The organism is Candidatus Accumulibacter propinquus, from assembly GCF_056856495.1.
In genome coordinates this window covers 534753-557545 of the sequence record NZ_JBSEHC010000002.1, presented here as the reverse complement: position 1 = coordinate 557545, position 22793 = coordinate 534753, and the positions used below count along the sequence as shown (strand labels likewise).

The following is a 22793-nucleotide window of genomic DNA, read 5'->3' as shown; positions in this document are numbered from 1 at the left end:
TCAGCCGGCAAACTTTCTCTGGTAAGTACGCGCCACGTAAGCATCGACGATGGCGGTGAATTCTTCGGCGATGTGTTCGCCGCGCAGGGTGACCGTCTTGGCGCCATCTTCGAACACCGGTGCGGCCGGTATTTCGCCGGTACCCGGCAGGCTGATGCCGATATTGGCATGCTTGCTCTCCCCCGGCCCATTGACGACGCAGCCCATCACCGCCAGCGTCATGTTCTCGACGCCATCGTAGTCGGCCCGCCACTGCGGCATGCGCAGGCGGACATGCTCCTGGATCGACTGTGCCAGTTCCTGGAAGAAGGTACTGGTCGTGCGTCCGCAACCAGGGCAGGCGACAACCATTGGTGTGAAAGCGCGCAGCCCCATGGTCTGCAGCATCTCCTGGGCAACGATCACCTCCTGCGTACGCTTGCCACCGGGCTCTGGAGTCAGCGAAACACGAATGGTATCGCCGATGCCCTCCTGCAACAGTACCGCCATCGCCGCAGTCGACGCGACGATGCCTTTCGAGCCCATGCCGGCCTCGGTCAAGCCGAGGTGCAAGGGATAATCGCAACGGCGCGACAACTCGCGATAGATGGCAATCAGATCCTGCACGCCGGACACCTTGCATGAGAGGATGATCCGTTCGCCGGGCATGCCCAGCGATTCGGCGCGGGCGGCAGACTCCAGCGCCGAAGCGACCATCGCCTCGCGCATCACCTCGACCGCATCGCGCGGCTCGGAACGACGGGCATTCTCATCCATGATGCGCGCCAGCAAGTCCTGATCCAGACTTCCCCAGTTCACGCCGATGCGCACCGGCTTCTGGTATTGGCAGGCAAGTTCGATCATTTGCGCGAACTGTTCGTCGCGCTTTCGGCCGTGCCCGACATTGCCGGGGTTGATGCGGTACTTGGCAAGTAGCTGTGCGCAGTCGGGATGCGCTGCCAGCAAACGATGGCCGTTGTAATGAAAGTCTCCGATCAAGGGAACCGCGACACCCATGCGCTCGAGCTGGGCACAGATCGCCGGCACGGCTGCGGCAGCTTCGGGGGTATTGACGGTGATGCGCACCAGTTCCGAACCGGCACGTGCCAGTTCTGCGCACTGAATCGCTGTTCTGACGACGTCGACAGTATCGGTGTTGGTCATCGACTGTACCACCACCGGGGACGCGCCGCCGACGGTGACCTGGCCAATACGTACTGTTCGCGTTTGCCGACGCGGTGCCGAGTATGTCGGGTTGCTCACAGAGGGTGGTCCACCAGTTTGCTCATTCGACTGTGAGCCGCGCCACATCATCCTTGCTGCGTGGCGCGAGCTCTATCGCCCTGCCCCGGTACTCGAGCTTGACGTGCCCCGCATTGCCAACCACCAGCGAGAAAGGCGGCTGTCCATCGATTTCCCGCTGGCTACCCGCCGAACCCAGTTCGGCGAAAATGGTTTGCCCTCGCCCATCGCGTACCTCGACCCAGGCCGGCTGCGCAAAGCTCAGCTTCAGGCCGCCGCCGGTCGGTGCGGCGGCACCTCCCGCGGGTCGGGTTGGCGCCGCCATGTCGGACAGCAGGGTTGCATGCGGGGTCGCGAGGACCGTCACCGATTCCCCAACGGCAGCCGCCTTGGGCACGGCAACGACTGGTGGCGGTGGTGCCGGCTCCTCGACTGGCGCCTGCGAGGCGCCGCGGCCGAGCAGGCCGCCGATTTTTTCCCGCCAGAAATCGGCGGGGACGTAGAAATAGGCGAGCACGGCAAGGCTCAGCAGTAACAGCCCGGCCAGCACGGCGAGATAATCGCGGCGTTCAACGCGGCGACCCGCTTGCGGCAAACTGGCACTGGTGCCGGCCGAGATCTCGAGGTGCAGCGTCTGCTGTAGTTGCGCGGCATCCAGCCCGCGCATCAGCAGATCCGAGTCGATATTCAGCAGGCGTGCGTAGTTGCGAACGAAACCCCTGATCATCGTATTGCCGGGCAACGCTGCCCAGTCCTCGGCTTCGAGGGCTTCCACCTGTCGTGGAGCGAGCTTGAGCGACTGTGCCGCCTCGGCCAGGCTCATGTTCCTGGCCTCGCGGGCAGCACGCAGTTGCTGCCCGACGTCAAGGGATACGAGAGGCGCGGCCTCGCCGGCCACGTCTTGCGCCGGCGAGATTTCCACGGCCGGGAAGCTCTGTTCCGCTGGACTGGGGGGTGCGGATGGTTCACTCATTCGTAGTTGCCTCTGAGCAGTTCCTGGGTCTCTGGCGAGAGTGGGAATTTGCGCCGCAACTGGCTACCGTAGCGTGCCTCGGCGACCCGCTCACCAAGCCGGCGCTCGACCCGCACCCCGAGCCACAACGCCTCCGCGCTGGGCTCGGTCTTGCGCAGCAACTCCGAGAGTTGCTGCTTCGCCAGTTCGATGTAACCGCGTCGATAGTTGATGCCGGCCATTTGCAACAAGGCCTGCGGGTTGTCCGGAGCGATCCGCAGACTGTGCTGGACAAAATTCTCAGCCGCAGCAAAATCGCCGATCTTGACGTAACAGGCGCCGGCATTCAGATAGGCGCGTTCCGGAGTCTCATACAGCGGGTTCCTGATGGCGCGCTGAAAGAAAGTGATCGCTTCCTTCTCTCGTCCCACCTGGCACAGGAACCAGCCATAGTTATTGTTTATCTCGGGGTCGTTGCCGTCAATACTCAGGGCGCGCTGAAAATCCTGGTCCGCGAGTTGCATCTCGCGCACATGGAAACCTGCGAGTCCGCGTGTTGCATAGGCCTTGGCATAGTCCGGGTCGATCACGATGGCCAGGGTCAACTCTTCGAGGGCCACCGCAAGATTGCCATTCTGCAGGTAAAGCGCACCGAGCTCCGTGTGCAGCTTGGCGCGTGTACGGGGATCCCGGGGTTTGGTCGGCGTACGCGAGTCGGCAGCTTCCTCGGAAGCTTTCTGTGTGCTCGACGAAGTCGCCGTTCCCGATGAGCAGGCGTCAAGGCACAGGCAGACGAGAATCCCGAGCAGCAGCCGCCTCATGTACACAGATCCACTCGATCGAGACGCAGGATCTGCTGGCCGGTACGCCTGGTTCGGTCGAAAACCCGTCCCGCCAACTGCCCACAAGCGGCGTCGATATCGTCGCCACGCGTCTTGCGCGTGGTGGTCACTACCCCGGCCTCGATCAGAATCTCTGCGAAACGGCGAATGCGCGCGGCCGGCGAGCGCCGGTAGGCTGAACCGGGGAAGGGATTGAACGGGATCAGGTTGAACTTGCAGGGTACCCCGCGCGTCAGGGCCAGCAGTTCCTGTGCCTGAGCATCGGTGTCGTTCACCCCGTCGAGCATCACGTATTCGAAGGTCACGAAGTCGCGCGGCGCCTTATCAAGGTAGCGCTGGCAGGCCCCCAGCAACTCGCGCAAGGGATACTTCCGGTTGATCGGCACCAACTCATCGCGCAGACGGTCATTCGGTGCATGCAGGGAAACCGCCAGCGCAACCGGACACTCGTCACGCAGGCGATCCATCGCCGGCACCAGGCCCGAGGTCGATACCGTCACCCGGCGACGCGACAGACCATAGGCATTGTCGTCAAGCAGCACGCGCAGGGCCGTTACGGTATGCTCAAGGTTGGCCAGCGGTTCGCCCATGCCCATCAGCACGACATTGCTGATCACGCGCTCGTCCTGCGCATCCTGTCCTGGGTCGGCACCCAGGGCCTGCCGCACCTGCCAAAGCTGACCGACAATCTCGGCCACCGTCAGATTGCGGTTGAAACCCTGCTTGCCGGTAGAGCAGAACGAGCAGTCAAGGGCACAACCCGCCTGCGTCGAAATGCAGAGCGTCCCCCGTTCGACTTCAGGAATGAAGACCGATTCGACGGCGTTACCGCCGCCGACATCGAAAAGGAATTTGCGCGTACCATCGTCCGCAACGCGGTCCGAGATCACCGCCGGCGGTGCAACCACGGCGATGTCCTTGAGCTTCCCGCGCAGGCTCTTGGCGATGTCGGTCATCGCATCGAAATCATTCTGCCCACAACGATGCAACCAGCGCAGCACCTGCGTGGCGCGAAAAGCCTTCTCCCCGTGTTCGGCGAAGAAGGCCGTCAGGCCGGCGCTATCGAGATCAAGCAGATTTACCGGCATCGAGGCATGCCAGGGTAGCAGTCGCCGACGCGACCCGCGCGCCGACGCTCTCGCGCACCCGCGAAGAGGGCCGGCGATGAAAGAGAGGTATGCCCCATGGCGCTTGCAACGGCCATCGATATTGATTCGGGCTAGCGTCCCGAATAGACGCTCATCGCCGGAAAGAAGAAGGCGATTTCAACTTTCGCAGTCTCTTCGCCGTCGGAGCCATGCACGGCATTGGCGTCGATCGACTCGGCGAAGTCCGCACGAATGGTTCCCGGCTCGGCCTTCTTGGGATCGGTGGCGCCCATCAACTCGCGGTTCTTGGCAATCGCGCTCTCCCCTTCGAGAACCTGGATCATCACCGGGCCAGAAATCATGAACGAAACCAGATCCTTGAAGAAGGGACGCTCGCGATGCACGGCATAGAACGCCCCGGCTTCCTGCGGCGACAACCAGGCCATCCTGGAGGCGATCACTTTCAGGCCATTCGACTCGAAACGGGAGTAGATCTTGCCGATCACGTTTTTGGCAACCGCGTCGGGCTTGATGATGGAAAGGGTGCGTTCGATGGCCATGAGCTATTCTCCAAAGGCAGGTAGACAGGAAAAACAACGAGAAATCATATCGCTAGACACACAACCTTAAATTATACCAAGACTCGGGCACGAATGCCGACCTGGATGCCAAAATGCATGGCGCGCGTACGGGTTTCCCGTACGCGCGCCATGGTCAGGCATCAAACCACCGGTTGTCGGCTACATCATGCCGAGCGTCCTCGGCAGCCAGGTCGAGATGATCGGTACGTAGGTCACCACGACCAGGAAGGCGAGCATCGACAGCAGCCACGGCCAGACAGCGATGGTGAGTTCAGTAATCCCCATCTTGGTAATACCCGAGGCGACGTAGAGGTTGAGGCCGACCGGCGGATGGCACATGCCGACTTCCATGTTCACCACCATCAGGATACCGAAGTGCACCGGGTCAATTCCGAGTTTCATCGCCACCGGGAAGAGGATCGGCGCAAAGATGAGCACGATCGACGACGGCTCCATGAAATTGCCGGCCAGCAGGAGGATGATATTCACCGCCAACAGGAAGGCGATCATGCCCAGACCATGGCCCAGCATCCAGTCGGCCAGCGCCTGCGGGATGTTCTCGTTGGTCATGATGAACGAGAACAGCACGGCGTTGGTGATGATGTACAGCAGCATCGCCGACATGTTGGCCGAGTTCAGCAGCACTCGTGCCACATCCTTCATCGACAGATCCTTGTACACGAAGACGGCGACGAAGAAGGCGTAAACCGCGCTCATCGCCGCCGCCTCGGTCGGTGTGAACATGCCGCTGTAGATTCCGCCCATGACCACGACGATCAACAGCAGGCCCCAGACCGATTCACGGAAAGCGGTCCAGCGCTCGCCCAAAGTCGCTTTCTTCATGCGCGGGTAATCGAACTTCCTGGCCCGATACCAGGTCACGCCGCCGAGCACGCAAGCCAGAGCGATGCCGGGAATGACGCCGGCCATGAACAGCGCGCCGACCGAGGTATTGGTCGCCACCGAATACATGACCATCACGATCGACGGCGGGATCAGGATGCCGAGCGCGCCCGAGGTGGTGATCACCCCGGCCCCGAAACGGTTCGGGAAACCAGCCTTGAGCATTGCCGGCATCAGGATCGACCCGATCGCCACCACCGTCGCCGGCGACGAACCCGAGACCGCTGCGAACAGCGCGCAGGCGAGCACGCCGGCGAGACCCAGACCACCGTACCAGTGCCCGACCATACTGGTCGCGAACTTGATCATTCGTCGCGCCACTCCGCCATGCGTCAGGAAGTTGCCGGCAAGAATGAAGAACGGAATGGCCATGATCTCGAATTTCTCGATGCCGGTGAACAGCTTCAGGGCCACCGATTCGAGCGGTACCTGCGTAAACAGGAACAGGAAGCTGAGAACGGTCAGGCCGAGAGAGATCGAGATCGGCATGCCGGTCAGCATGAGGCACATCAACAGGATGAAGATGATTGCGGCGTTCATTGTTTCTTGCCTCCTTGGCCCGATTGCTCTTCCGGATGACGTTTCTTGTAGGTCAGATCGTGCGGATGCAGGTTGTCCTCCATCTCGAAGGCGTTGATCTCCTCGGCAATCGTTTCCTCGTCGATACCGTCCACATGGCCGTGGTCGTGGTGCGGCAACTCCCCTGTTCTGATGAAGCTCGCCGTCACCTGCAGGAAGCGGAAGCACATCAGGCTCGATCCGAGCGGAATCGCGCTGTAGACAATCCAGGTTGGCCACTCGAGATCGGGCGTGGTCGGCCCTTCGGGAACATCGACCAGTTCCCAGCCCATCAGCGTATAAAAGGCATAGTGAAAGCCGTTTTCCCAGACGAAGTGGGCGCCGAGCGTACCAACCACGCCAGTAAAAAGGGCACCGGCCAACAAGCCCAGAACCACGAATTTGGCGCGTGTACGGCCAGACATCCGGTTGATCAGCACGTCCACACCGACGTGGATACCCGTACGTACACCGTAGGCGGCACCAAACTTTGCCATCCAGACGAACATGATGATGCACAATTCCTGCGTCCACCCGAAGTTCAGCGACAACAGCCAGTCCTGAAAACCGGGGATCGACAGTCCCGACAAATAGCGATGCGCCACCGACACGAAGATGATCGTCGTCGCCGCCGCCATGAGGAAGGTAATCAGCCACTCCTCAAGATGATCCAGTATCTTCATTTGGAAAACTCCCCCGCCTGCCTGAAAAAAAGCCCGTCGGGTTCAGGCATCCCAACGGGCCATTTTCTTCGCTTCTCCGTGTGCTCAGAGCTTGTTCGGGTCGAAACCGGTCTCCTTGTAGACCGCCTGCAACAGGTCCTTGCCGATGCGTGACTCCATCTTCACATGCACCGGGGCCAGGACCTTCTTGAAGGCCTGCTTCTCTTCGGCGGTCGGCACATAGACCTGGGTCTTGCCGGTCTTCTTGACGGCCTCCAGATCCTTGTCGTTCTGCTCCTTGGCAATCTTGTTGGCGTACACGGTCGATTCCTTCATCGCCACTTCCAGTTGGCCACGCACGTCCGCCGGCAGACCCTCCCAGAACTTCTTGTTGACGATCACGGCATAACCCAGATAACCATGTTCGGTGAGCGCCAGATGCTTTTGAACCTCGAACATCTTCTGCGTATAAAGGTTCGAAATCGGGTTCTCGGTACCATCGACCACGCCGGTCTGCAGCGCCTGGTAGACCTCGGAGAAAGCCATCACCTGCGGCAGAGCGCTGAGTGCGCGGATTTCTTCTTCAAGGACCTTCGACGACTGAATGCGCAGCTTCTTGCCTTTCAGATCACCCGGCACCTTGATCGGCGTGTTCGCCGAAAACGACTTGAAACCGTTGTCCCAGAACGCCAGACCAGTAACCCCCTTGGGCTCAAGCTTCTTGAGCAGACTCTGCCCGAGTGGGCCCTGCGTCACCTTGTGCAGTTCCGCGTAGTTGTCGAAGATATAAGGCAGATCGAAGAGTTCGAATTCCTTGACGCCGAGCGGACCGAACTTGGCCAACGACGGCGCAAGCATCTGGACGGCGCCGAGTTGCAGGGCTTCCATTTCTTCCTTGTCCTTGTACAGGGTCGAGTTGGCGTAGACCTCGACCTTGGCCTTGCCCTTGGTCAGTTCGCCTGCGCGCTTGGCAAAGAATTCGGCGGCCAGGCCCTTGGGCGTGTCATGCGCCACCACATGACTGAACTTGATGACGATCGGCTGTTGCGCCAAAACGCTGAGGGGTGCGGCGGACAGGGTGCAGGTGATCAGACCGAACAGCAGCTTCGAAAACTTCATTTTGTCTCCTCCAGGGGAACTTTGTTTGAAATTGGGCAGTGCCCGTCTTGCGGAAGCCAATATCACAAAAAAAACCTGCCGCGCATATTGTGGAAATCCGCAATGTTGTGGAAATCCGCAGGTGCAAACCGGGCTTGACAGGCAGTATTGCCCCTGCCGGAAGCCGCCAACCCGATGCCCGCCCGCCGGGGAACTTCGGTAAGATGCACGACGATGAATCAGCTTACCCTCCCCTACCACTTTGAGCGCCGACGCCCGACTCCCTTGCGGTGGTCGCACTGGTATCTGTCGATCCTCAAACTGGCGGTGGGTTTGCTTCTGGTGCTGCTGATCACGCTGCTGTGGTTGTTGCACCGCAACGAAATCGATGAACAGCGTTCGACGCTGATTGCCGATGTGCTCTGGCTTGAACAGAGCCTCCGCTTTCACCTCGATGGAAATTCCGAACAGTTGCAGCAGCTTGCCCTCGATCTGACGCGGGCGAAGCGACAGGGCGAACTCTTCGACCTGCGCGCTCGCCACCTCCTCAAAAACAACCCTGAACTCAGGCAGTTGTTGTGGCTGGATACTTCCGCCAGGACGGTGCACGGCATGCCGACGTTGGACCTGCCGCAGCCGCGGCAGGACTCTCCAGGCGAGAACCCGATCAACCGGTCGCTTGAGCTCGCCCGCCTGGGCAAACCCATCTACAGTGATGCCTATCGGACGACGGAGGCAGCCCAGTTCGAGGTTTACGTGCCGATCTTCGATGACGGCCATTATCGCGGCACATTACTTGCCGTGTACTCGCTCAATGGCCTGCTCAAGCAACAGGTTCCCTGGTGGTTTGCCGAGAAGTACCAGGTGCGCATCGTCGACGGCAACGGCAATCTGCTGGCCAGCAAGTCCAGGATCGATGCCTCAGCCACCACGCTCAGCTATCCGGTCAGCCTGGATCCCCCCGGCTACGGCATGGTGCTGCAGGTCACCGTTTACCGTGGCGCGGACAACCTGGCACAGACCCTGATTGCCACGTTGATTGTCGTCCTCGGCGCGGCGGTGTTCTGGAGCCTTTGGGCGGTGCGCGGACTGATCCAGAGGCGCCTCGCCGCCGAGCAGGCGCTGCGCTCGGAATACGCGTTCCGCAAGGCGATGGAAGACTCGCTGATGGTCGGCATGCGCGCACGCGACCTCGATGGGCGCGTCACTTACGTCAACCCGGCGTTCCTGCAGATGGTGGGCTTCCGCGCCGAAGAACTGATTGGCCAGGAACCACCCATGCCCTACTGGGCTCCCGAAGAAATGGAGAAGACCTTGCTGTTGCACAACAAGGTCATGGAGGGCAAGGCTCCGCACGAGGGCTTCGAAATTCGTCTGATGCGCAAGGACGGCAGCCGTTTCGATGCCCTGATCTACGAGGCCCCGCTGATCGACGCCGATGGCGCCCAGACCGGCTGGATGGGCTCGATCATCGACGTCACCGCCCGCAAACACGCCGAGGAACTCGCCCGCCAGCAACAAGAGAAACTGCAGATCACCGCACGCCTGGTGACCATGGGCGAAATGGCTTCAACGCTGGCCCATGAGTTGAACCAGCCGCTGGCGGCGATCACCAGCTACAACGCCGGTTGCCTGAACAAGCTCGAATCCGGCAACTTCACCGCCATGCAGCTCAAGGAGGCGCTCGGAAAACTCGCGGTACAGGCGCAACGCGCCGGCCACATCATCCGGCGGGTGCACGACTTTGTTCGCAAGAGCGAGCCCAAGCTCGCGCCCTGCGATCTTGCCGAGGTCATCGACGACAGCATCGGTTTCATCGAGGCTGCTGCGAAGAACCGCGGTGTGCGTATCGTCCGCGAGATTCAGGGCATGCGCCCGGAACTGCTCGCCGACCCGGTGATGCTCGAACAGGTCCTGCTCAATCTCATGCGCAACGGCATCGAGGCGATGAGCGAGGCCCCGACCCAGCAGCGGCGATTGACGATCAAGCTTGGCCAGGTGGACCAACAGATGGAAGTCCGGGTCATTGACCGTGGCCCGGGGATCCCGCCAGAACTCGTGGAAAAGCTGTTCACCCCCCTGTTCTCCACCAAAGTCGACGGCATGGGCATGGGCCTCAATATCTGCCGTTCGATCATCGAATTTCATCACGGCCGTCTGTGGGTCGAAAGCAACCCGGAAGGCGGCTCGGTGTTTGTCATCACCCTGCCGATAACCCGACAATGAGTGCGCACGCCTATCTCGTCGACGACGACGAAGCAATCCGCGACTCGCTCGGCTGGCTGCTCGAGTCGCGCGGTGTCACCTGTGTCAGCTACCCTTCGGCCGAGGATTTTCTGGCCGCCTGGTCCCCCTCACTTGCCGGTTGCGTGTTGCTCGACATCCGCATGGATGGCATGAGCGGCCCCGAGTTGTTCGACGTCCTGCGCGAGCGTGGCAGCCGGCTGCCGGTCATCTTTCTGACCGGTCATGGTGACGTACCGATGGCCGTCTCGGCACTGAAGAAAGGCGCTTTTGACTTCGTCGAGAAACCCTGCAACGACAATGAACTCGTCAATCGGGTCATCGAAGCGTTGAAACTCGACGAAAACCAGCGCGCGGCGGCCTCGGGCGCAGATTCGGTGAACTCGCTCGTCAGCAGACTGACTACCCGCGAGCAACAGGTCATGGATCTGGTCCTGGCCGGCAAACTCAACAAGGTGATCGCCGACGAACTGCAGGTCAGCATGCGTACCGTTGAAGTGCATCGGGCCAATCTGTTCGAGAAGATGGGCGTCAGAACGGCCGTAGAGCTCGCACAACTCCTGGCAGGCAAACGTTGAACGCGAGACTGGTCGCGCCTACGCAGCCGACAGACCGAGCTATGCCGTGGGCTGCGGCGCCGTTTCCCAGACCGGCATGACGCCCGGCTCATCGGGCGCACAGGCAAACGCCGCATCGATGCCGATCCCGGCCACCCAGACCAGCCGCTCACCGCTCCACAACAGCGGCAGGCGGGCCCGATCCCAGGGTGGGACGCCGGCTTCCTGCAGCAGTTTGCGCAGACTTCGGAGCGGTCGCCGCGGATCAGGCTGAATACGCTCACCGCCCAGCCTGCGCCGCAGACAGACCGGGGCGCTAAGCAGCAAACGATAGCTGATGCCGATACCGTGGGTCGATCTGAGCACCACCTGGTCACCTCCCCAGGGCAATCTCGCCTCGCCGCGCCAGGGTAACGGGCCCTCGGCAACCGGCGGGCGGTGGCGAACCACATGCAGTTCACCCCGATAGACATGGACTTCGCCGTCGCGCGTGGCGACGCAGGTTTCTGAACCCGTGCCGACAGTTGCGAGTTGCCGCAGCGCCTCTTCAAGCCAGCGCGCCTCCGGGGCCTGAAAGCCGGCTGCCAGCAATTCGGAACGCAATAGATTGCCAGCGCGCGCTTTGCTCAACATCTTGAACCTTGCCAGATCAATGCGTCCCTGCACTCCGACCGCAGCCGCGCGATCGATCTTCGCCAGTTCTTCGAGCAGCAGGGCTGCCTCGGCAAAGTGACGCCCGGCACGCGCCAGCACCTGCGCTGCCCCGGGAAAGCGCTCCTCGATGCGCGGCATTACCTGGCGCCGCAAATGGTTGCGGCGGTGGCGGCTATCGGCATTGCTTTCGTCTTCGACCCAGTGCAACGCGTTTTCTTCCGCATAAGCGGCGAGCAACGATCGCGGCAGGTCGAGAAGTGGCCGGATCAGGCGCGGACCGCCGGCCTGTAGCCGTTCGGCAGGCATCCCGGCAGCACCGCTGACCCCGGCGCCACGCAACAACCTGAAGAGGATGGTCTCGGCCTGATCGTCGCGATGATGGGCGAGCGCCAGCCAGTCCGCGTCGCACCCGGCAAACACCGCATGCCGCAAGCGACGCGCCGCTGCTTCAAGCCCTTCGCCGCAGCCAAACCGCGGCACCTCTACGCGAACGACTGCAAGCGGTATCCCGAGAGCCCTACAGAGGGTGTCGCAGAACGCGGCCCAGGTGTCGGCGTTGGCACTCAGACCATGATTAACGTGCACAGCCGACAGATCGACCGCCAGCCCGAAGCCACGCAAGGCGGCCAGTGCGTGCACCAGGACCACGGAATCCCTGCCGCCGGAAAGGCCTACGCACAGGCGATCTCCCGGCAACCGGCGTGCATCGAGGAATACCGAGAGCGTCTGAAGGACCTGTTGCGAAGCTGCCGGCAAGGCGAACTCAGCGTTACGCCTGCTCTTTGACCCGACCATACGCCATCAGGCGATCAAGACGCGCCTTCAGCAGGTCGGCAGTCGACATGGACGCAAGTTTCTGCAACGCGTCCTGCAGGGACTCGCCGAGGTTCTGCGCCATCGCCAAGTGGTCACGATGTGCGCCACCCGTCGGTTCCTCAACGATCCTGTCGATCAAGCCCAGGGATTTGAGACGCGGCGCGGTGATGCCCATGATTTCAGCCGCTTCGCTCGCTTTTTCGGCACTCTTCCACAGGATCGATGCGCAGCCCTCCGGCGAAATGACCGAATAGGTCGAGTACTGCAGCATCTGCACCAGATCGCCGACGCCAATCGCCAGCGCACCGCCTGATCCCCCCTCGCCGATGATCGTGACGATAAGCGGCACCTGCAGTTCAGCCATCACGTAGAGATTGCGGCCGATTGCCTCGGACTGGCCACGCTCTTCGGCGTCGATGCCCGGATACGCCCCAGGTGTATCGATGAAAGTCAGCACCGGAATGCCGAACTTTTCGGCCAGGCGCATCAGCCGCAAGGCCTTCCTGTAGCCCTCCGGGCGAGGCATACCGAAGTTGCGGAAGATCTTCTCCTTGGTATCGCGCCCCTTCTGGTGACCGATCACCATCACCGGCTCATCGTTGAGTCGCGCCAGCCCACCGACGATCGCGTGATCGTCGGCGAAGGCCCGGTCACCATGCAGTTCCTCGAAGTCGGTAAAGATCAGTCGCAGGTAATCGAGCGTGTAAGGTCGCTGAGGATGACGCGCCACCTGGCAAATCTGCCACGCGGAAAGTTTGGAGTAGATCTCCTCGGCCAGGGTCTGGCCCTTCTGTTCCAGACGCTTGATCTCTTCCGAAATGTCGACGGCGGAATCGTCCTGCGTCAAGCGCAAAGCCTCGATCTTGCTTTCGAGGTCGGCTATGGGTTGTTCAAAGTCGAGGAAACTGGTTTTCATCAAGCCCAACCATCTTGCAGACGTGCTGCCATCAAAGCCTGCTATTCTAACCCGAAAGGGCAGCCATCCGCCTTGCTAGCTGGCGCGCACCGCTGCAGCCCGGAACTCGGCCTTCAGTATTCGACAGGCAGCGGATCGAGGCTGCGCCAGAGATACCAGGTCGCCACCGAACGCCAGGGTCGCCAGCGCTCGCCATGTTCGACCAGAAGCCGTCGCCCCGGCCGCTCGCCGCGGCAATAATGCCGGGCCACCGCCTTCTGCAGGCCGATGTCGTCGAGCGGGAAAACATCGGGACGCAGCTGGTTGAAGATCAGAAACATCTCGGCGGACCACACGCCGATGCCGCGCACCGCGGTCAGTTCGCTGATGATCTCGGCATCACTCATCGCCGACCAGTGATCGTCGTGGATCTGTCGTTCATCGAAATGTCGCGCAAGATCGACCACATACTCGACCTTGCGCGCCGACAGACCGCAGGCGCGCAGGCTTGCGGGTTCGCGCATCAACAACTCCGAAGCGGTTACCGCGGGCAAGACCGCCAGCAAACGTGTCCACACGCTGTCGGCGGCCTTCACCGAAATCTGCTGACCGACGATGGAGCGCACCAGGGTCGCGAAGGGGTCGCCGCGGGAAACCAGCATACCGCCGGCAAAGTGCTCGACGAACTGAGCCAGCACAGGATCGGCTTTCGCCAGGTCCACGGAAGCCTGCTGCCAGTACGTAGGGGTCATTTGCCGTTGCACGTCGACGGCAGCGGGCATGAACATGGAATCCGACAGGGAGGGGCGGAGTGTACCCACCCTTACCCGACCCTGAACAAAACGGCGCTGGTCAGTAAGGGAGCGTGGTTCCGGTCAGGCGCGTTTCCGCTCCTTTTCCTTGGCCTTGGCCTTGCGCCGAACAGCGTCGACCTCAGGGGGACGATAGACCAGCACCGGCACGCTGGAGTGGGTCAACACCCGGTAGGTTTCACTGCCGAGCAGCAGCGATGACAGACCGCCACGGCCGTGCTTGGACATGAAGATAAGATCGCAATTGCAATCGTCGGCGACGTTCACGATTGCTTCCCACGGCGTATCGCTGACCACTGCCAGTGTCGTACACTCGACCCCGGCGTCCTTGCATAATTTCTTGATGAAACCCAGATACTCCTTGGATTTGCCATCGGAACCCGAAACCAGGCGGTCCAGCACGGCGGGTTCGACGAGATCGCCGTAATTTTCAGGATTTCCCACCGGTTTGGCGTACAAGGCGGTGATCGTGGCATTGGCTGCCTTGGCAAAAACGACCGCGCGTTCTGCGGTGTCTCGGGACAATTGGCTGCCATCTGTCGGCAGCAATATACGCTGGAACATTCTTGTCTCCCACGGGTTGGCGCCGATCACTGCTATTCGGCGCGCGTGATGATAGCTTAATTTCATCCATCAACGGCGGATCCCGCCACAAAAAAGGGGGTACCCGCCGTAATCGGAGAGCGGCTGCCTTTCGACCACCGCTGCGACCAGGTCAAATCCGCCGACAGCCAGAACTCAGCAATGGCCGCCACGACATTCCAGGGAAAGTGTGGTTTCTCTCCTCCTCACTCTATCGACGGCCTATTCCTGCATGGCCATGAGTTCCTTGTCGGAGTAGCGCAAGCGCAAGGCCAGCACCTTGGCGACCGCCTCGACCAAGTGAAATGCCAGCCGCTTGTGCTCCTCCTTGAGTTTCTCGAACTGCTCGCGTTGCAGCACGTAAAGTTCGGTGTCTTCCAGCGCTGTCGCATCGTTGAAGCGTGTCATCTGTGAAAGGAACGCCATACCACCGAAGAAGTCACCGCGCCCGTAGGTCAGGGCATGATGGCCGGCCGACTCTCCTCCTCCGGAACTCGGGAGCGTGATCCGTACCGCCCCCTTGCGTATCACGTAGAGCTCGTTGCCGGGGTCGCCAAAGGAGTAAACCTTTTCGTCCTTGGCCAAGGAGCGTTTTTCCAGGCACGCTTCAAGGTCGATCAGGGTTTCTTCCTTGTGATCGCTGAAGAGTTCGAGATCGTCGAGGTCCAGTGCTTCGACATCGGACTGCTGCGTCGGGCTCTGGCCAAGGATCTGGTCCTCCACCCACTCGACCGCGTCGTCGAGTTCCGGAAAGACCTTGACGTGTTCGGTCATGGTCGTGAGTTCCATCTGGTCGAAGAACTCCGCGATATTGCGGCCATTCGGCAAAGCGTGCGACAAACTGCTGAAGATCAGGAAGGCGTCGCGCTCGATCAGCGAATCGCGAATCTGGCTCAACAGATGCACGGCCGTGACATCTACCGACTGCACGCGCCGCATGTCGAGCAGAATGTAGCGGCGCTTGCCGAGTTCAGGCTCAAGGGCCGTGTACAACTGGTCCTTGGTGCCGAAAAACAGGCCGCCCTGCAACTCGAGGATGATCGTCTGACCGGCTTGCTTCTCGAGCAGTTCCATGTCCTGGCGCAGGCGCACGCGCTTCGAAAAGCGGCTGCCACCGTCGACCTTGCGACGGATCACGGTGCTGCTCAGTTGTTCGCGAATGAACAGGAACATGGCCAGGGCAATACCGACGCCCGATGCCGCGATCAGGCTGTAACCCACCGCCACGGCGACCACCGCGACGATGACGATGAAATCCATCATGGTCCACGGCGATTCCAGCAGGTGCAGACTGTGCCGGTCGATCATCCGCACCCCGACGATGATCAGGATGCCGGCCAGTGCACCTACCGGGATCCAGGCGATGAACGCGCCCAGGGCAAGAAACGCCACCAGCGACATGACGCCTTCGACGACCCCGGAGACCCGAGTCTGGCCACCGCTCGCCAGATTGACCAGGGTTGCGCCCATCTGGCCTGCACCCGGCATGCCGCCGGCACACGCGGAAGCCACATTCCCCAGCCCCTGGGCAATCAGCTCGCGGTTGGAATCGTGGCGGCTACGCGTCAAGGCATCGAGCACGACGGCAGTCTTGAGCGTATCGATCGAAAGCAGAACCGCGAGGGTAAACGCGGTTCCGAGCAGGCTGCCGATCTGACTCAACTTGAGTTCGCCGATTTCCTGCCAACGCCCGGTAATCGCCTCGAACATGCTTGATGCGGTGCCGCCGAGCGGACCGATGATCAGCTTGTTGCCCTCAATGACGAGTAGCGATTCGTCCATCGAGGCGAGTCCGAAGTAGGCCAGCACGCCGGCCAGCAGCCCGAGAATGGCTGCCGGGATGGCGCGCGTCAACAGCGGGGCACAGACCATCACCCCGGCGGTGACGGCTCCGATCACCGCGCTCTGCCACTGCCAGAGTTCCGGCGAGATCAGGGCGCGCCACCAGGAAGTGCCGCCGGGAACGCCGAGGAACTTCGGGATCTGGCTGCCGATGATGATCAGGCCGACGCCGGTGAGATAGCCACTGACCACCGGAAAGGGAATGTACTTGATCAGGCTGCCAATGCCCATGAAACCCAGGAGCAACTGCACCAGCCCCGACACCAGACCGAGCGCCGTCAACATCAGAACGATCGATGGCGCCGCAACACCGTGCTGCACGAGTTCGATCGCAAAGGCCGAGAGTACTGCCGCAGCCGGCGCACACGGCGCAGTGATCAGGCGATTGGTGCCGCCAAGCGCCGGTGCCACCAACCCGAGGGCGGTCGCCCCGAGGATGCCGGCGAGAGCGCCCAGACCAGCGTAAGCCGGTCCGATAGCCGCATAGATGGTAACGCCAAAGGCGATCGCCGACGGCAGGGCGACCAGCATTGCTGCAAGACCGCCCCAGAAATCACCGACCAGTTTGTCATTCTTGAACTTGATTGCTAGTTCCATAAGCGCAGGCCCCTTCAGTCCGACATCAATAAATGCCTCGCCGCAGGCACTATGGCCTGCTCGAGCCCAAGCGACGCGGCTCCCAAAAGCACGCGACCCAGACTAAACAGCCTGGGCCATCTTCGATCGTAACACGATTAGCCGCTTTTCCGACGGCAGGCGGAAACCCGACAACGTGGTGCCGGGTGCCTGCCGAACAAAGCGGGAAACGATCCCGCCCGCACGCTGCCGGGCAAGACGAGCTGCGCGATCTGCGCAGGCTGTCGAGGAGTCAGTGAGAATCTCTTGAACCGGCAGTGGGCAGAGCGACCGCACGGCTGGCTCGCAGCGCCTTGTCGATGCTCTCCGCCTGGTCCGCCACACGGTCGATTTCCTCGACAAGTTGCGCCAGCGATAACTGCATCTTGAGTTCCAGTGTTTCATCACCGAAGATCTTCTTGAGCAGTTGCATTGATAGACGGTCGGCCTGGCTTTCGTACCAAGCAACGCCCTGCGTTTCGGAAACCTGCGAAGGCTGTTCCCACCACAACATCGACGGGCGGTAGCTCTCGACCAGCGCGTCCACCGCCGCACAGACATCGTCCGCCAATTCCTGCACGCCCTCGACCAGATACTCCGGTACGCAACGTCCAGTGCCTGCTGAAAACCCCGATTCGATGGCGAAACCCGTCACCTGTCGCTTCATATCCTTCAGCAGGCGACCAACACCGGTCAGGGGATCGATCATTTCAGCAACTAGGTCACTTAAAGTCGACTGCGGACGCACCCCTGTTTCGAGCCTCTGCTGCATGTCGTCGAGCGTGCGCATATGCTCGGCAATGCATCGGGCCTGCCGCCAGCAGTTTCCGTCAGGACCTGTATGCAGGTAGGCATCCACCGCCTCCCTGAAAATGCTGGTAGCGCCTGCTATCGCATCAAGATAGCCTTCCAGATCGCCTTCGATCGCCCGCGAGATGAACGGCCTCTCTGTCGTTTGCACATGAGTTTCCACAATGACTTCTCCTGCTTGAAGTAAAACACTGGAGCCTGACGCGCCTGAGGCATCTTGCCCCGGGCTGTCAACCTTGCTTGAAATACCTGCCATGGCTTTCATCTCAACTGGTCACCAACGGTGGCGAGATCGGTGAGCACATGCCGGTTCTGGCATTCTGGTCGTGCAGGCCGGCAGAAAGCTGCCGTGACCATCCTTTGAGGATGGCCCCTGCGCCCGAAAGTTCCTGCGCGATGTCGTTCAGGTTCTCGTAGAGTTCGTACAGCCAGTAGTACGTACGGCCAGGGGATCTCCCTTCCGCAGGCACCGACGACTGATCCCGAGACGACACAGACGATTGATCTGCACTCCCCCAGAGAGTCTGGGCTCGATAGCGACCCAGCACATGCCTGCTCGCCATCGCCGCATCGGCATCGCACTCGGCAACCGGGGACCCATTGGCCAGCCTGGCGTAGCCATGCTGCAGGCTCTCTGCGGCTTTTTGAATCACTCCCAGCATCTGACCGGCAACTTCGTCGGGACCGGACAGCAACTGATGAAAGCTGCGTGCAGCGCGGAACAGACCCGCGGCGGCCCGATCCAGGGTTTCCATGGTCCAGTGAATCTCTTCAACTCCGGGGCACAGTTCGAGCATCGAGTCAACGGCCGCACGATTGCGCCGCTGCAGTTCCTCCCGACGCTGCTCCAGATCCAGCAAGCGAAGCGAATGCGCGGATTCCTTCCCCTGCAAAACCTCGCTGGCAGTCCTGGCCAGATTGACCACCATTCTTGCCTGCTGGTCGATCATGCTGAAGAAATCGGGGGGCTCGGCAGAAAAAGCAGGCGGGCGAACTCTCTGCACAAATTGCGGAATGGCGATGGTTGTCACGGCATTCACCTGTATTCTGCTTCGCGGAGGGCGGAAGGGTCATCAAGACAAGAAGGGTCGGTCAGCGGGAGCGCCCTTGAGCACATCTGCTCTCCCAACATGGATTAAGCACAAATCGAGCCACACAGATGTAATCCAGCATTCAGCTTTAAAAGCAAAGACATGGCTGTTGAAGACAGGGCTTTACGGAAAGGCCCCGGGGTGCAACAAAACGCCGGCATCAAACCTGCGAATTCCAGGATCGGCCTCCCATTTTTTTTTTAATACAGGGTCTTAGGTGATCAAACAGGACTTTAGGCCAGGCAACGAAGCGTTACACCGCGACGCTCTGAACGGCAGCCTTGCCGGTGACTGCTCGCCAACTTCACCTTCCCGTGGAACACACAGGACAACGCCGGCCCGCATCCAACCGGAGACTGCAGGTAAAGGTAGGCGCTCACCTCTGCAGGCAACTTTTGGGTGTGCGCCCTAGGCGCTATCGATTGTTGTCGCGAGCGGCCATGGCGGGTGGACCATGACTGGTGCTGCCCGCCGAGTTTGGGAAGATGTTCGGACAAACCGTCGGCAAAGGCTGCCCAATGCTTTCCATTCGAATACTGGGCAAGCTCAGCTCGCGGGTCCACTTCAGCCGCGTGATTTCGCCAGGTTTGAGGCCTGCAAGCTGGGCTGACCCCGGCTATTCCGGCATGAACATCGGGGAAGCTGGCTGCTTCCGGCGGGCCCGCTCGCGCCAGACCTGGCCCTGCTCCTTCAGGGCACTCTGCACGAGCCACAACGACACTTGCACGCCGTGCTCCGCCGACAAGCGCGATCGCAATTGAGGGGCTGTAAAAGCACCTTCCTGTACCCATGCGCAAAGCAGTTGCCTATGAGTTTCGGACAACTTGCGAGGCGCGCCGCTGCGCGGCAGGTCGCGTAACCCATCGAAGCCTCTCGCCAGCCAGGCATCCCGATGACAGGCTACGGTTTCCTTGTGTATGTTCTGCTCCGCCGCAACTCCCGCCACCGACTTTCCCTCGCCGAGCAGAAGCACCGTCCGCGCTCGGCGACGTTCCCGCCAGTCGCTATCGCTCTTGTCTATCTGCGACAGTTGGCGGCGTTGCTCCGCGGTGAGGGTCAAAGTCTTCGCTTTACGGGACATGGGCAGGCTTCCGGGAAATTGGAACGGCAAGTAATGTGGGCGGATATCGGCGAATGCTTGGCCGGGGGCACGGGGCTCGGCGGGGGAACGACTGCCGACTGGCTCCCACGACAGAGCCGCAGCGACGATCAAACTGCTTTCCAAGGCACGGCCTGATGACCGAAGTTCTCCAGCAAGCTGCCGAGTTCCGGCAACAGCCGCTCCGTCTGTTCTTCGAGCCAGCAATGAATCACTGCCCCTTGTTCCCCTGGAAGCGCTTCCTCGGTCAACTCGGCAGCCACGGCCAGATCGTTGAGGCGACCCAGCATTTCCTGCAGATCGCTGGCTGACACGTGGTAGGCACGCAACCGGTCGGCAGGGAAGAGCGGAGCGAAGAATTCAAGGGCGTAACGCAGTCGCTTGTAGGCCACGCGCAAGCGATGTCGGGCAGTAGCATCGCTGTCCAGAGCCTCGCCTGCCAACAGGCTGACCTGTTTGGCACGCTTGTCGAGACAACGCGGGGCAAACGCGCCGAGCAGACGAGCTTCAACTTCGGGCAGTGCCAGCACGGCGGCAGTGAATTCGAGCAGCAGGCGCGAGTAATCTGCCGATTTGAGGGTACTGCGCGCCGCCGCTCGATTGATCGCGCAACGCCGCACGGCGTAGTGCGACAGACGACCGACCTCGACGCCCTCTGGAAAGGCAGCGACGACCGCAGGCAGGGTCTCGGCAAGAAACACATCCCAGTTGCGCGTTTCGCCAAGCTGCCTGGCCAGGGCCTGCCAGCGCGGATCGAAGCTGGCCATAAATTCCGCTGGCAAGCGCGGCTTCCAGACGCGAATCGCGGAGCGCAGACGACGGATCGCAACGCGCGCCTGGTGCACGAACTCAGGATTGTCGCTCTCGCGCAGCCCTTGCTCATTGCTTTGCAGATGATTCAGACACGCCAGCGCGATGGCGCGAAAACCAGCCATGGCCGTCATTTCGGCAGTGGTCGCGATGGGGAGTGCCTTGACCGGCTGCAAGGATTCGTCTGCCAGCACGCTGTAGCCGCGCTGGAACTTGCTGGTGGTTTCCGGGTGCAGGGACAAATCGGTCTGCAGGTCCCCCGCCGCCGAAAAAAGATCAGCCACGCCGCCCGACAGCAGTTCGAGTCCGACCTCGCAGATCGGCCGCCGCCGCCCGTCGGCTTCTATCCAGCCGCGGTCCAGTGCGACTTCGATGCGCACCCCGTCGCGTGGTTCGAGCAGCCAGGCATTGCGAGTGAAACTGGTCGTGAATGCCGGCCGCAACTCGTCGCGCAGTGACTCCAGCCATTCCCGCAGGGTTCCGTCAGCGACATGCGAGAAATCGAGTTTTCCCGGCGCAACAACCGTTTCCCACTCGCTGGGCTCCGTGTGCCTGCTCTCCGAAACCGTCATCCGCCGTACCGAAGACAGCCAGGTCGAACCTTTCTTGCGGTAGCGAACCACGACGCGTTCCCGCCGCAGGCGCTGGTCCGGGGTGTCGTAGTAGGTATTGATGACGCGTTGGCGAATTGGCTTGGCATCGGTCAGCAGGGGATGCTTGACCAGCCTGCTCGCCACTCCGGGCGTAAGTGAGAGATTGAGTTCGTTTTCGACACCCATCTGACTAGCTCCTGAGAAATGAACTGGCACTACAGCCGCATAAAATTGCCCCGGACAGCGATCATTCACGAACGCAGCCGTCGGGATATCTTCAATGTCAGTTCAAGCACAAGCCATGCCATCCCTCTAAACGAAATAAATTCCTCCGGAAAAACAAGCCTGCAGGCACTGGAGTGACAACCTCATCCAGTTCGGAACGGGTGCAACAAAACGGATGTGCGGCACGCGGCAGATTCCGGCGCGCATCTGTTTTATACCAAAAAATCAGTATGTTATATTCAAATATGGCATCCCTGTGAGGCACGGAAACGTTACACCTGCCGGGCGGTATGATCATCCCATGGTCATTCATGATGTTACGTGCCTGAACGGCTGCAATCTGCTTGTCGAGATCGATGCCGGCGTCAGGTAACGGCAGTACGCAGGGATGTCGCGCCAGGGCGCAAGCCGGTTGCGCGGTGAGCACCGTATGGGTCTGGCTGACAGGCCGATCGAATCGCGCCGGCGATGGCCGAAAAGAAAGGGCGCCTCACCAGCTCGCAACGGAGCGGGTGAGGCGCCCTTCAGGATGCCCTGCTGCCGGCCGGACCCAGGCAGGAGCCGGCCAGCGAAGACGGTTACGCGCTGCTCAGCAGAGTTTGACGACGATGTCGAGCAGCGTGCTGTTGCAGACGTTCAGACGATCGCCTGCACGCAGGAGTTGGCCGTAGATTTCCTTACGGCGGAAGATGTTCTGGAAGTCGGTGTCGTTGAACAGCTCCGCAAGCGCGCGACGGTGGGTTCTGGTCAGGTTGCGCACCGCCTTGTCGGATTTCTCGGCGTCGGCACGTCCAAGTTTCGGATCGCTCCCCAAGCGGCCATAACCCGCAGCCACCGCCTCAGCGCCGTCTTTCAGGCATACCGCCATTTCCAGACAGTATTTGTCGGCTTTCAGGGCCAGTACGTTGGCGTCCATTTCGGCGACGATCGTCTTGCAACTGTTGATGATTTCGTCGAGATTGATGATCGCCCGGTGCAGGTCTTCACGGTCGATCGGTGTCGAGAACGCTTCGTTGAGCAGCGTCAGGTTGCGAACCTTGAGGCGGTCGCCCTCATGCTCGGCGTCAATGACCCTCTTGGCAACCTCGGAGCTTCCGGAGCCCATGTATTCCACGAGCAGACCGGCGCTGACACCCACTTGGGCGCTTTGTTCGGCCAGCAGCGCGAAGAAATTGGGTACTTTCGGAAAAACCCGATGCAGGATCCGGCGAGTGAGTGAGGGTGAAGCGGTGCTTGCGGACAT

Annotated in this window: 20 protein-coding genes; 2 read left to right on the top strand and 18 right to left on the bottom strand. The window is 61.1% G+C overall.

From position 1 onward, the window contains the following. The 8 genes from ispG to AC15MQ_RS04880 all read right to left on the bottom strand — a co-directional run bounded on the left by ispG (position 1) and on the right by AC15MQ_RS04880 (position 7926). Positions 1-1242, bottom strand: coding sequence for a flavodoxin-dependent (E)-4-hydroxy-3-methylbut-2-enyl-diphosphate synthase (gene ispG / locus AC15MQ_RS04915; RefSeq protein WP_483079493.1), 1242 nt, complete (start codon positions 1240-1242; stop codon positions 1-3). 22 nt (positions 1243-1264) lie between these two features. After that, complete coding sequence (locus AC15MQ_RS04910) at positions 1265-2194, bottom strand: helix-turn-helix domain-containing protein (protein ID WP_332336146.1); 930 nt, start codon at positions 2192-2194, stop codon at positions 1265-1267. Continuing rightward, a complete protein-coding gene (pilW, locus tag AC15MQ_RS04905) occupies positions 2191-2994 on the bottom strand; it encodes a type IV pilus biogenesis/stability protein PilW (protein ID WP_287651732.1) in 804 nt (267 codons plus the stop codon). Before pilW ends, AC15MQ_RS04910 begins: the two co-directional genes overlap by 4 nt. Next, positions 2991-4103 (bottom strand): dual-specificity RNA methyltransferase RlmN, encoded by a 1113-nt coding sequence (gene rlmN / locus AC15MQ_RS04900; RefSeq protein WP_483079492.1) that lies wholly within the window; start codon positions 4101-4103, stop codon positions 2991-2993. The genes pilW and rlmN overlap by 4 nt, the downstream gene beginning before the upstream one ends. A gap of 131 nt (positions 4104-4234) precedes the next feature. Continuing rightward, positions 4235-4663, bottom strand: coding sequence for a nucleoside-diphosphate kinase (gene ndk / locus AC15MQ_RS04895; RefSeq protein ID WP_287671368.1), 429 nt, complete (start codon positions 4661-4663; stop codon positions 4235-4237). Between the two features lie 180 nt (positions 4664-4843). After that, positions 4844-6127, bottom strand: coding sequence for a TRAP transporter large permease (locus AC15MQ_RS04890; protein ID WP_287651729.1), 1284 nt, complete (start codon positions 6125-6127; stop codon positions 4844-4846). Next, positions 6124-6828: a TRAP transporter small permease gene (locus AC15MQ_RS04885; protein WP_287651728.1), complete on the bottom strand. Its 705-nt coding sequence runs from the start codon at positions 6826-6828 to the stop codon at positions 6124-6126. Before AC15MQ_RS04885 ends, AC15MQ_RS04890 begins: the two co-directional genes overlap by 4 nt. Positions 6829-6912: 84 nt before the next feature. Next, positions 6913-7926: a TRAP transporter substrate-binding protein gene (locus AC15MQ_RS04880; RefSeq protein ID WP_287651727.1), complete on the bottom strand. Its 1014-nt coding sequence runs from the start codon at positions 7924-7926 to the stop codon at positions 6913-6915. 213 nt (positions 7927-8139) lie between these two features. Between AC15MQ_RS04880 and AC15MQ_RS04875 the strand changes: the two genes are divergently transcribed. Both AC15MQ_RS04875 and AC15MQ_RS04870 read left to right on the top strand, forming a co-directional pair. Beyond that, positions 8140-10131 (top strand): sensor histidine kinase, encoded by a 1992-nt coding sequence (locus tag AC15MQ_RS04875; protein ID WP_287651726.1) that lies wholly within the window; start codon positions 8140-8142, stop codon positions 10129-10131. Then, positions 10128-10727 (top strand): response regulator transcription factor, encoded by a 600-nt coding sequence (locus AC15MQ_RS04870; protein ID WP_287651725.1) that lies wholly within the window; start codon positions 10128-10130, stop codon positions 10725-10727. The genes AC15MQ_RS04875 and AC15MQ_RS04870 overlap by 4 nt, the downstream gene beginning before the upstream one ends. Before the next feature lie 39 nt (positions 10728-10766). On the opposite strand, the gene tilS is transcribed toward AC15MQ_RS04870, so the two are convergent. The 10 genes from tilS to AC15MQ_RS04820 form a co-directional block, all read right to left on the bottom strand. Next, positions 10767-12116 (bottom strand): tRNA lysidine(34) synthetase TilS, encoded by a 1350-nt coding sequence (gene tilS, locus AC15MQ_RS04865; protein ID WP_287651724.1) that lies wholly within the window; start codon positions 12114-12116, stop codon positions 10767-10769. Positions 12117-12129: 13 nt separating this feature from the next. Then, positions 12130-13092 (bottom strand): acetyl-CoA carboxylase carboxyltransferase subunit alpha, encoded by a 963-nt coding sequence (locus AC15MQ_RS04860; protein WP_287651723.1) that lies wholly within the window; start codon positions 13090-13092, stop codon positions 12130-12132. A 113-nt stretch (positions 13093-13205) separates the two neighbouring features. After that, positions 13206-13853 (bottom strand): DNA-3-methyladenine glycosylase family protein, encoded by a 648-nt coding sequence (locus AC15MQ_RS04855; RefSeq protein ID WP_287651722.1) that lies wholly within the window; start codon positions 13851-13853, stop codon positions 13206-13208. 93 nt (positions 13854-13946) lie between these two features. Next, a complete protein-coding gene (locus AC15MQ_RS04850; RefSeq protein WP_287651721.1) occupies positions 13947-14447 on the bottom strand; it encodes a universal stress protein in 501 nt (166 codons plus the stop codon). Positions 14448-14687: 240 nt separating this feature from the next. Then, a complete protein-coding gene (locus AC15MQ_RS04845) occupies positions 14688-16904 on the bottom strand; it encodes an SLC26A/SulP transporter family protein (protein WP_483079491.1) in 2217 nt (738 codons plus the stop codon). A gap of 271 nt (positions 16905-17175) precedes the next feature. Continuing rightward, positions 17176-17997, bottom strand: a complete 822-nt coding sequence (locus AC15MQ_RS04840; protein ID WP_287671356.1) for a hypothetical protein — start codon at positions 17995-17997, stop codon at positions 17176-17178. Position 17998: 1 nt separating this feature from the next. Beyond that, positions 17999-18763: a hypothetical protein gene (locus tag AC15MQ_RS04835; protein WP_483079490.1), complete on the bottom strand. Its 765-nt coding sequence runs from the start codon at positions 18761-18763 to the stop codon at positions 17999-18001. Between the two features lie 676 nt (positions 18764-19439). Next, positions 19440-20036, bottom strand: a complete 597-nt coding sequence (locus AC15MQ_RS04830) for a helix-turn-helix domain-containing protein (RefSeq protein WP_483079489.1) — start codon at positions 20034-20036, stop codon at positions 19440-19442. Beyond that, on the bottom strand, positions 20033-21511 hold the full coding sequence (locus tag AC15MQ_RS04825; RefSeq protein WP_483079488.1) for a CYTH and CHAD domain-containing protein: 1479 nt from the start codon (positions 21509-21511) through the stop codon (positions 20033-20035). The genes AC15MQ_RS04830 and AC15MQ_RS04825 overlap by 4 nt, the downstream gene beginning before the upstream one ends. 628 nt (positions 21512-22139) lie before the next feature. Further along, positions 22140-22793 carry a DUF47 domain-containing protein gene (locus AC15MQ_RS04820; RefSeq protein WP_483079487.1) on the bottom strand — a complete coding sequence of 218 codons (654 nt, stop codon included), beginning with the start codon at positions 22791-22793 and terminating at the stop codon, positions 22140-22142.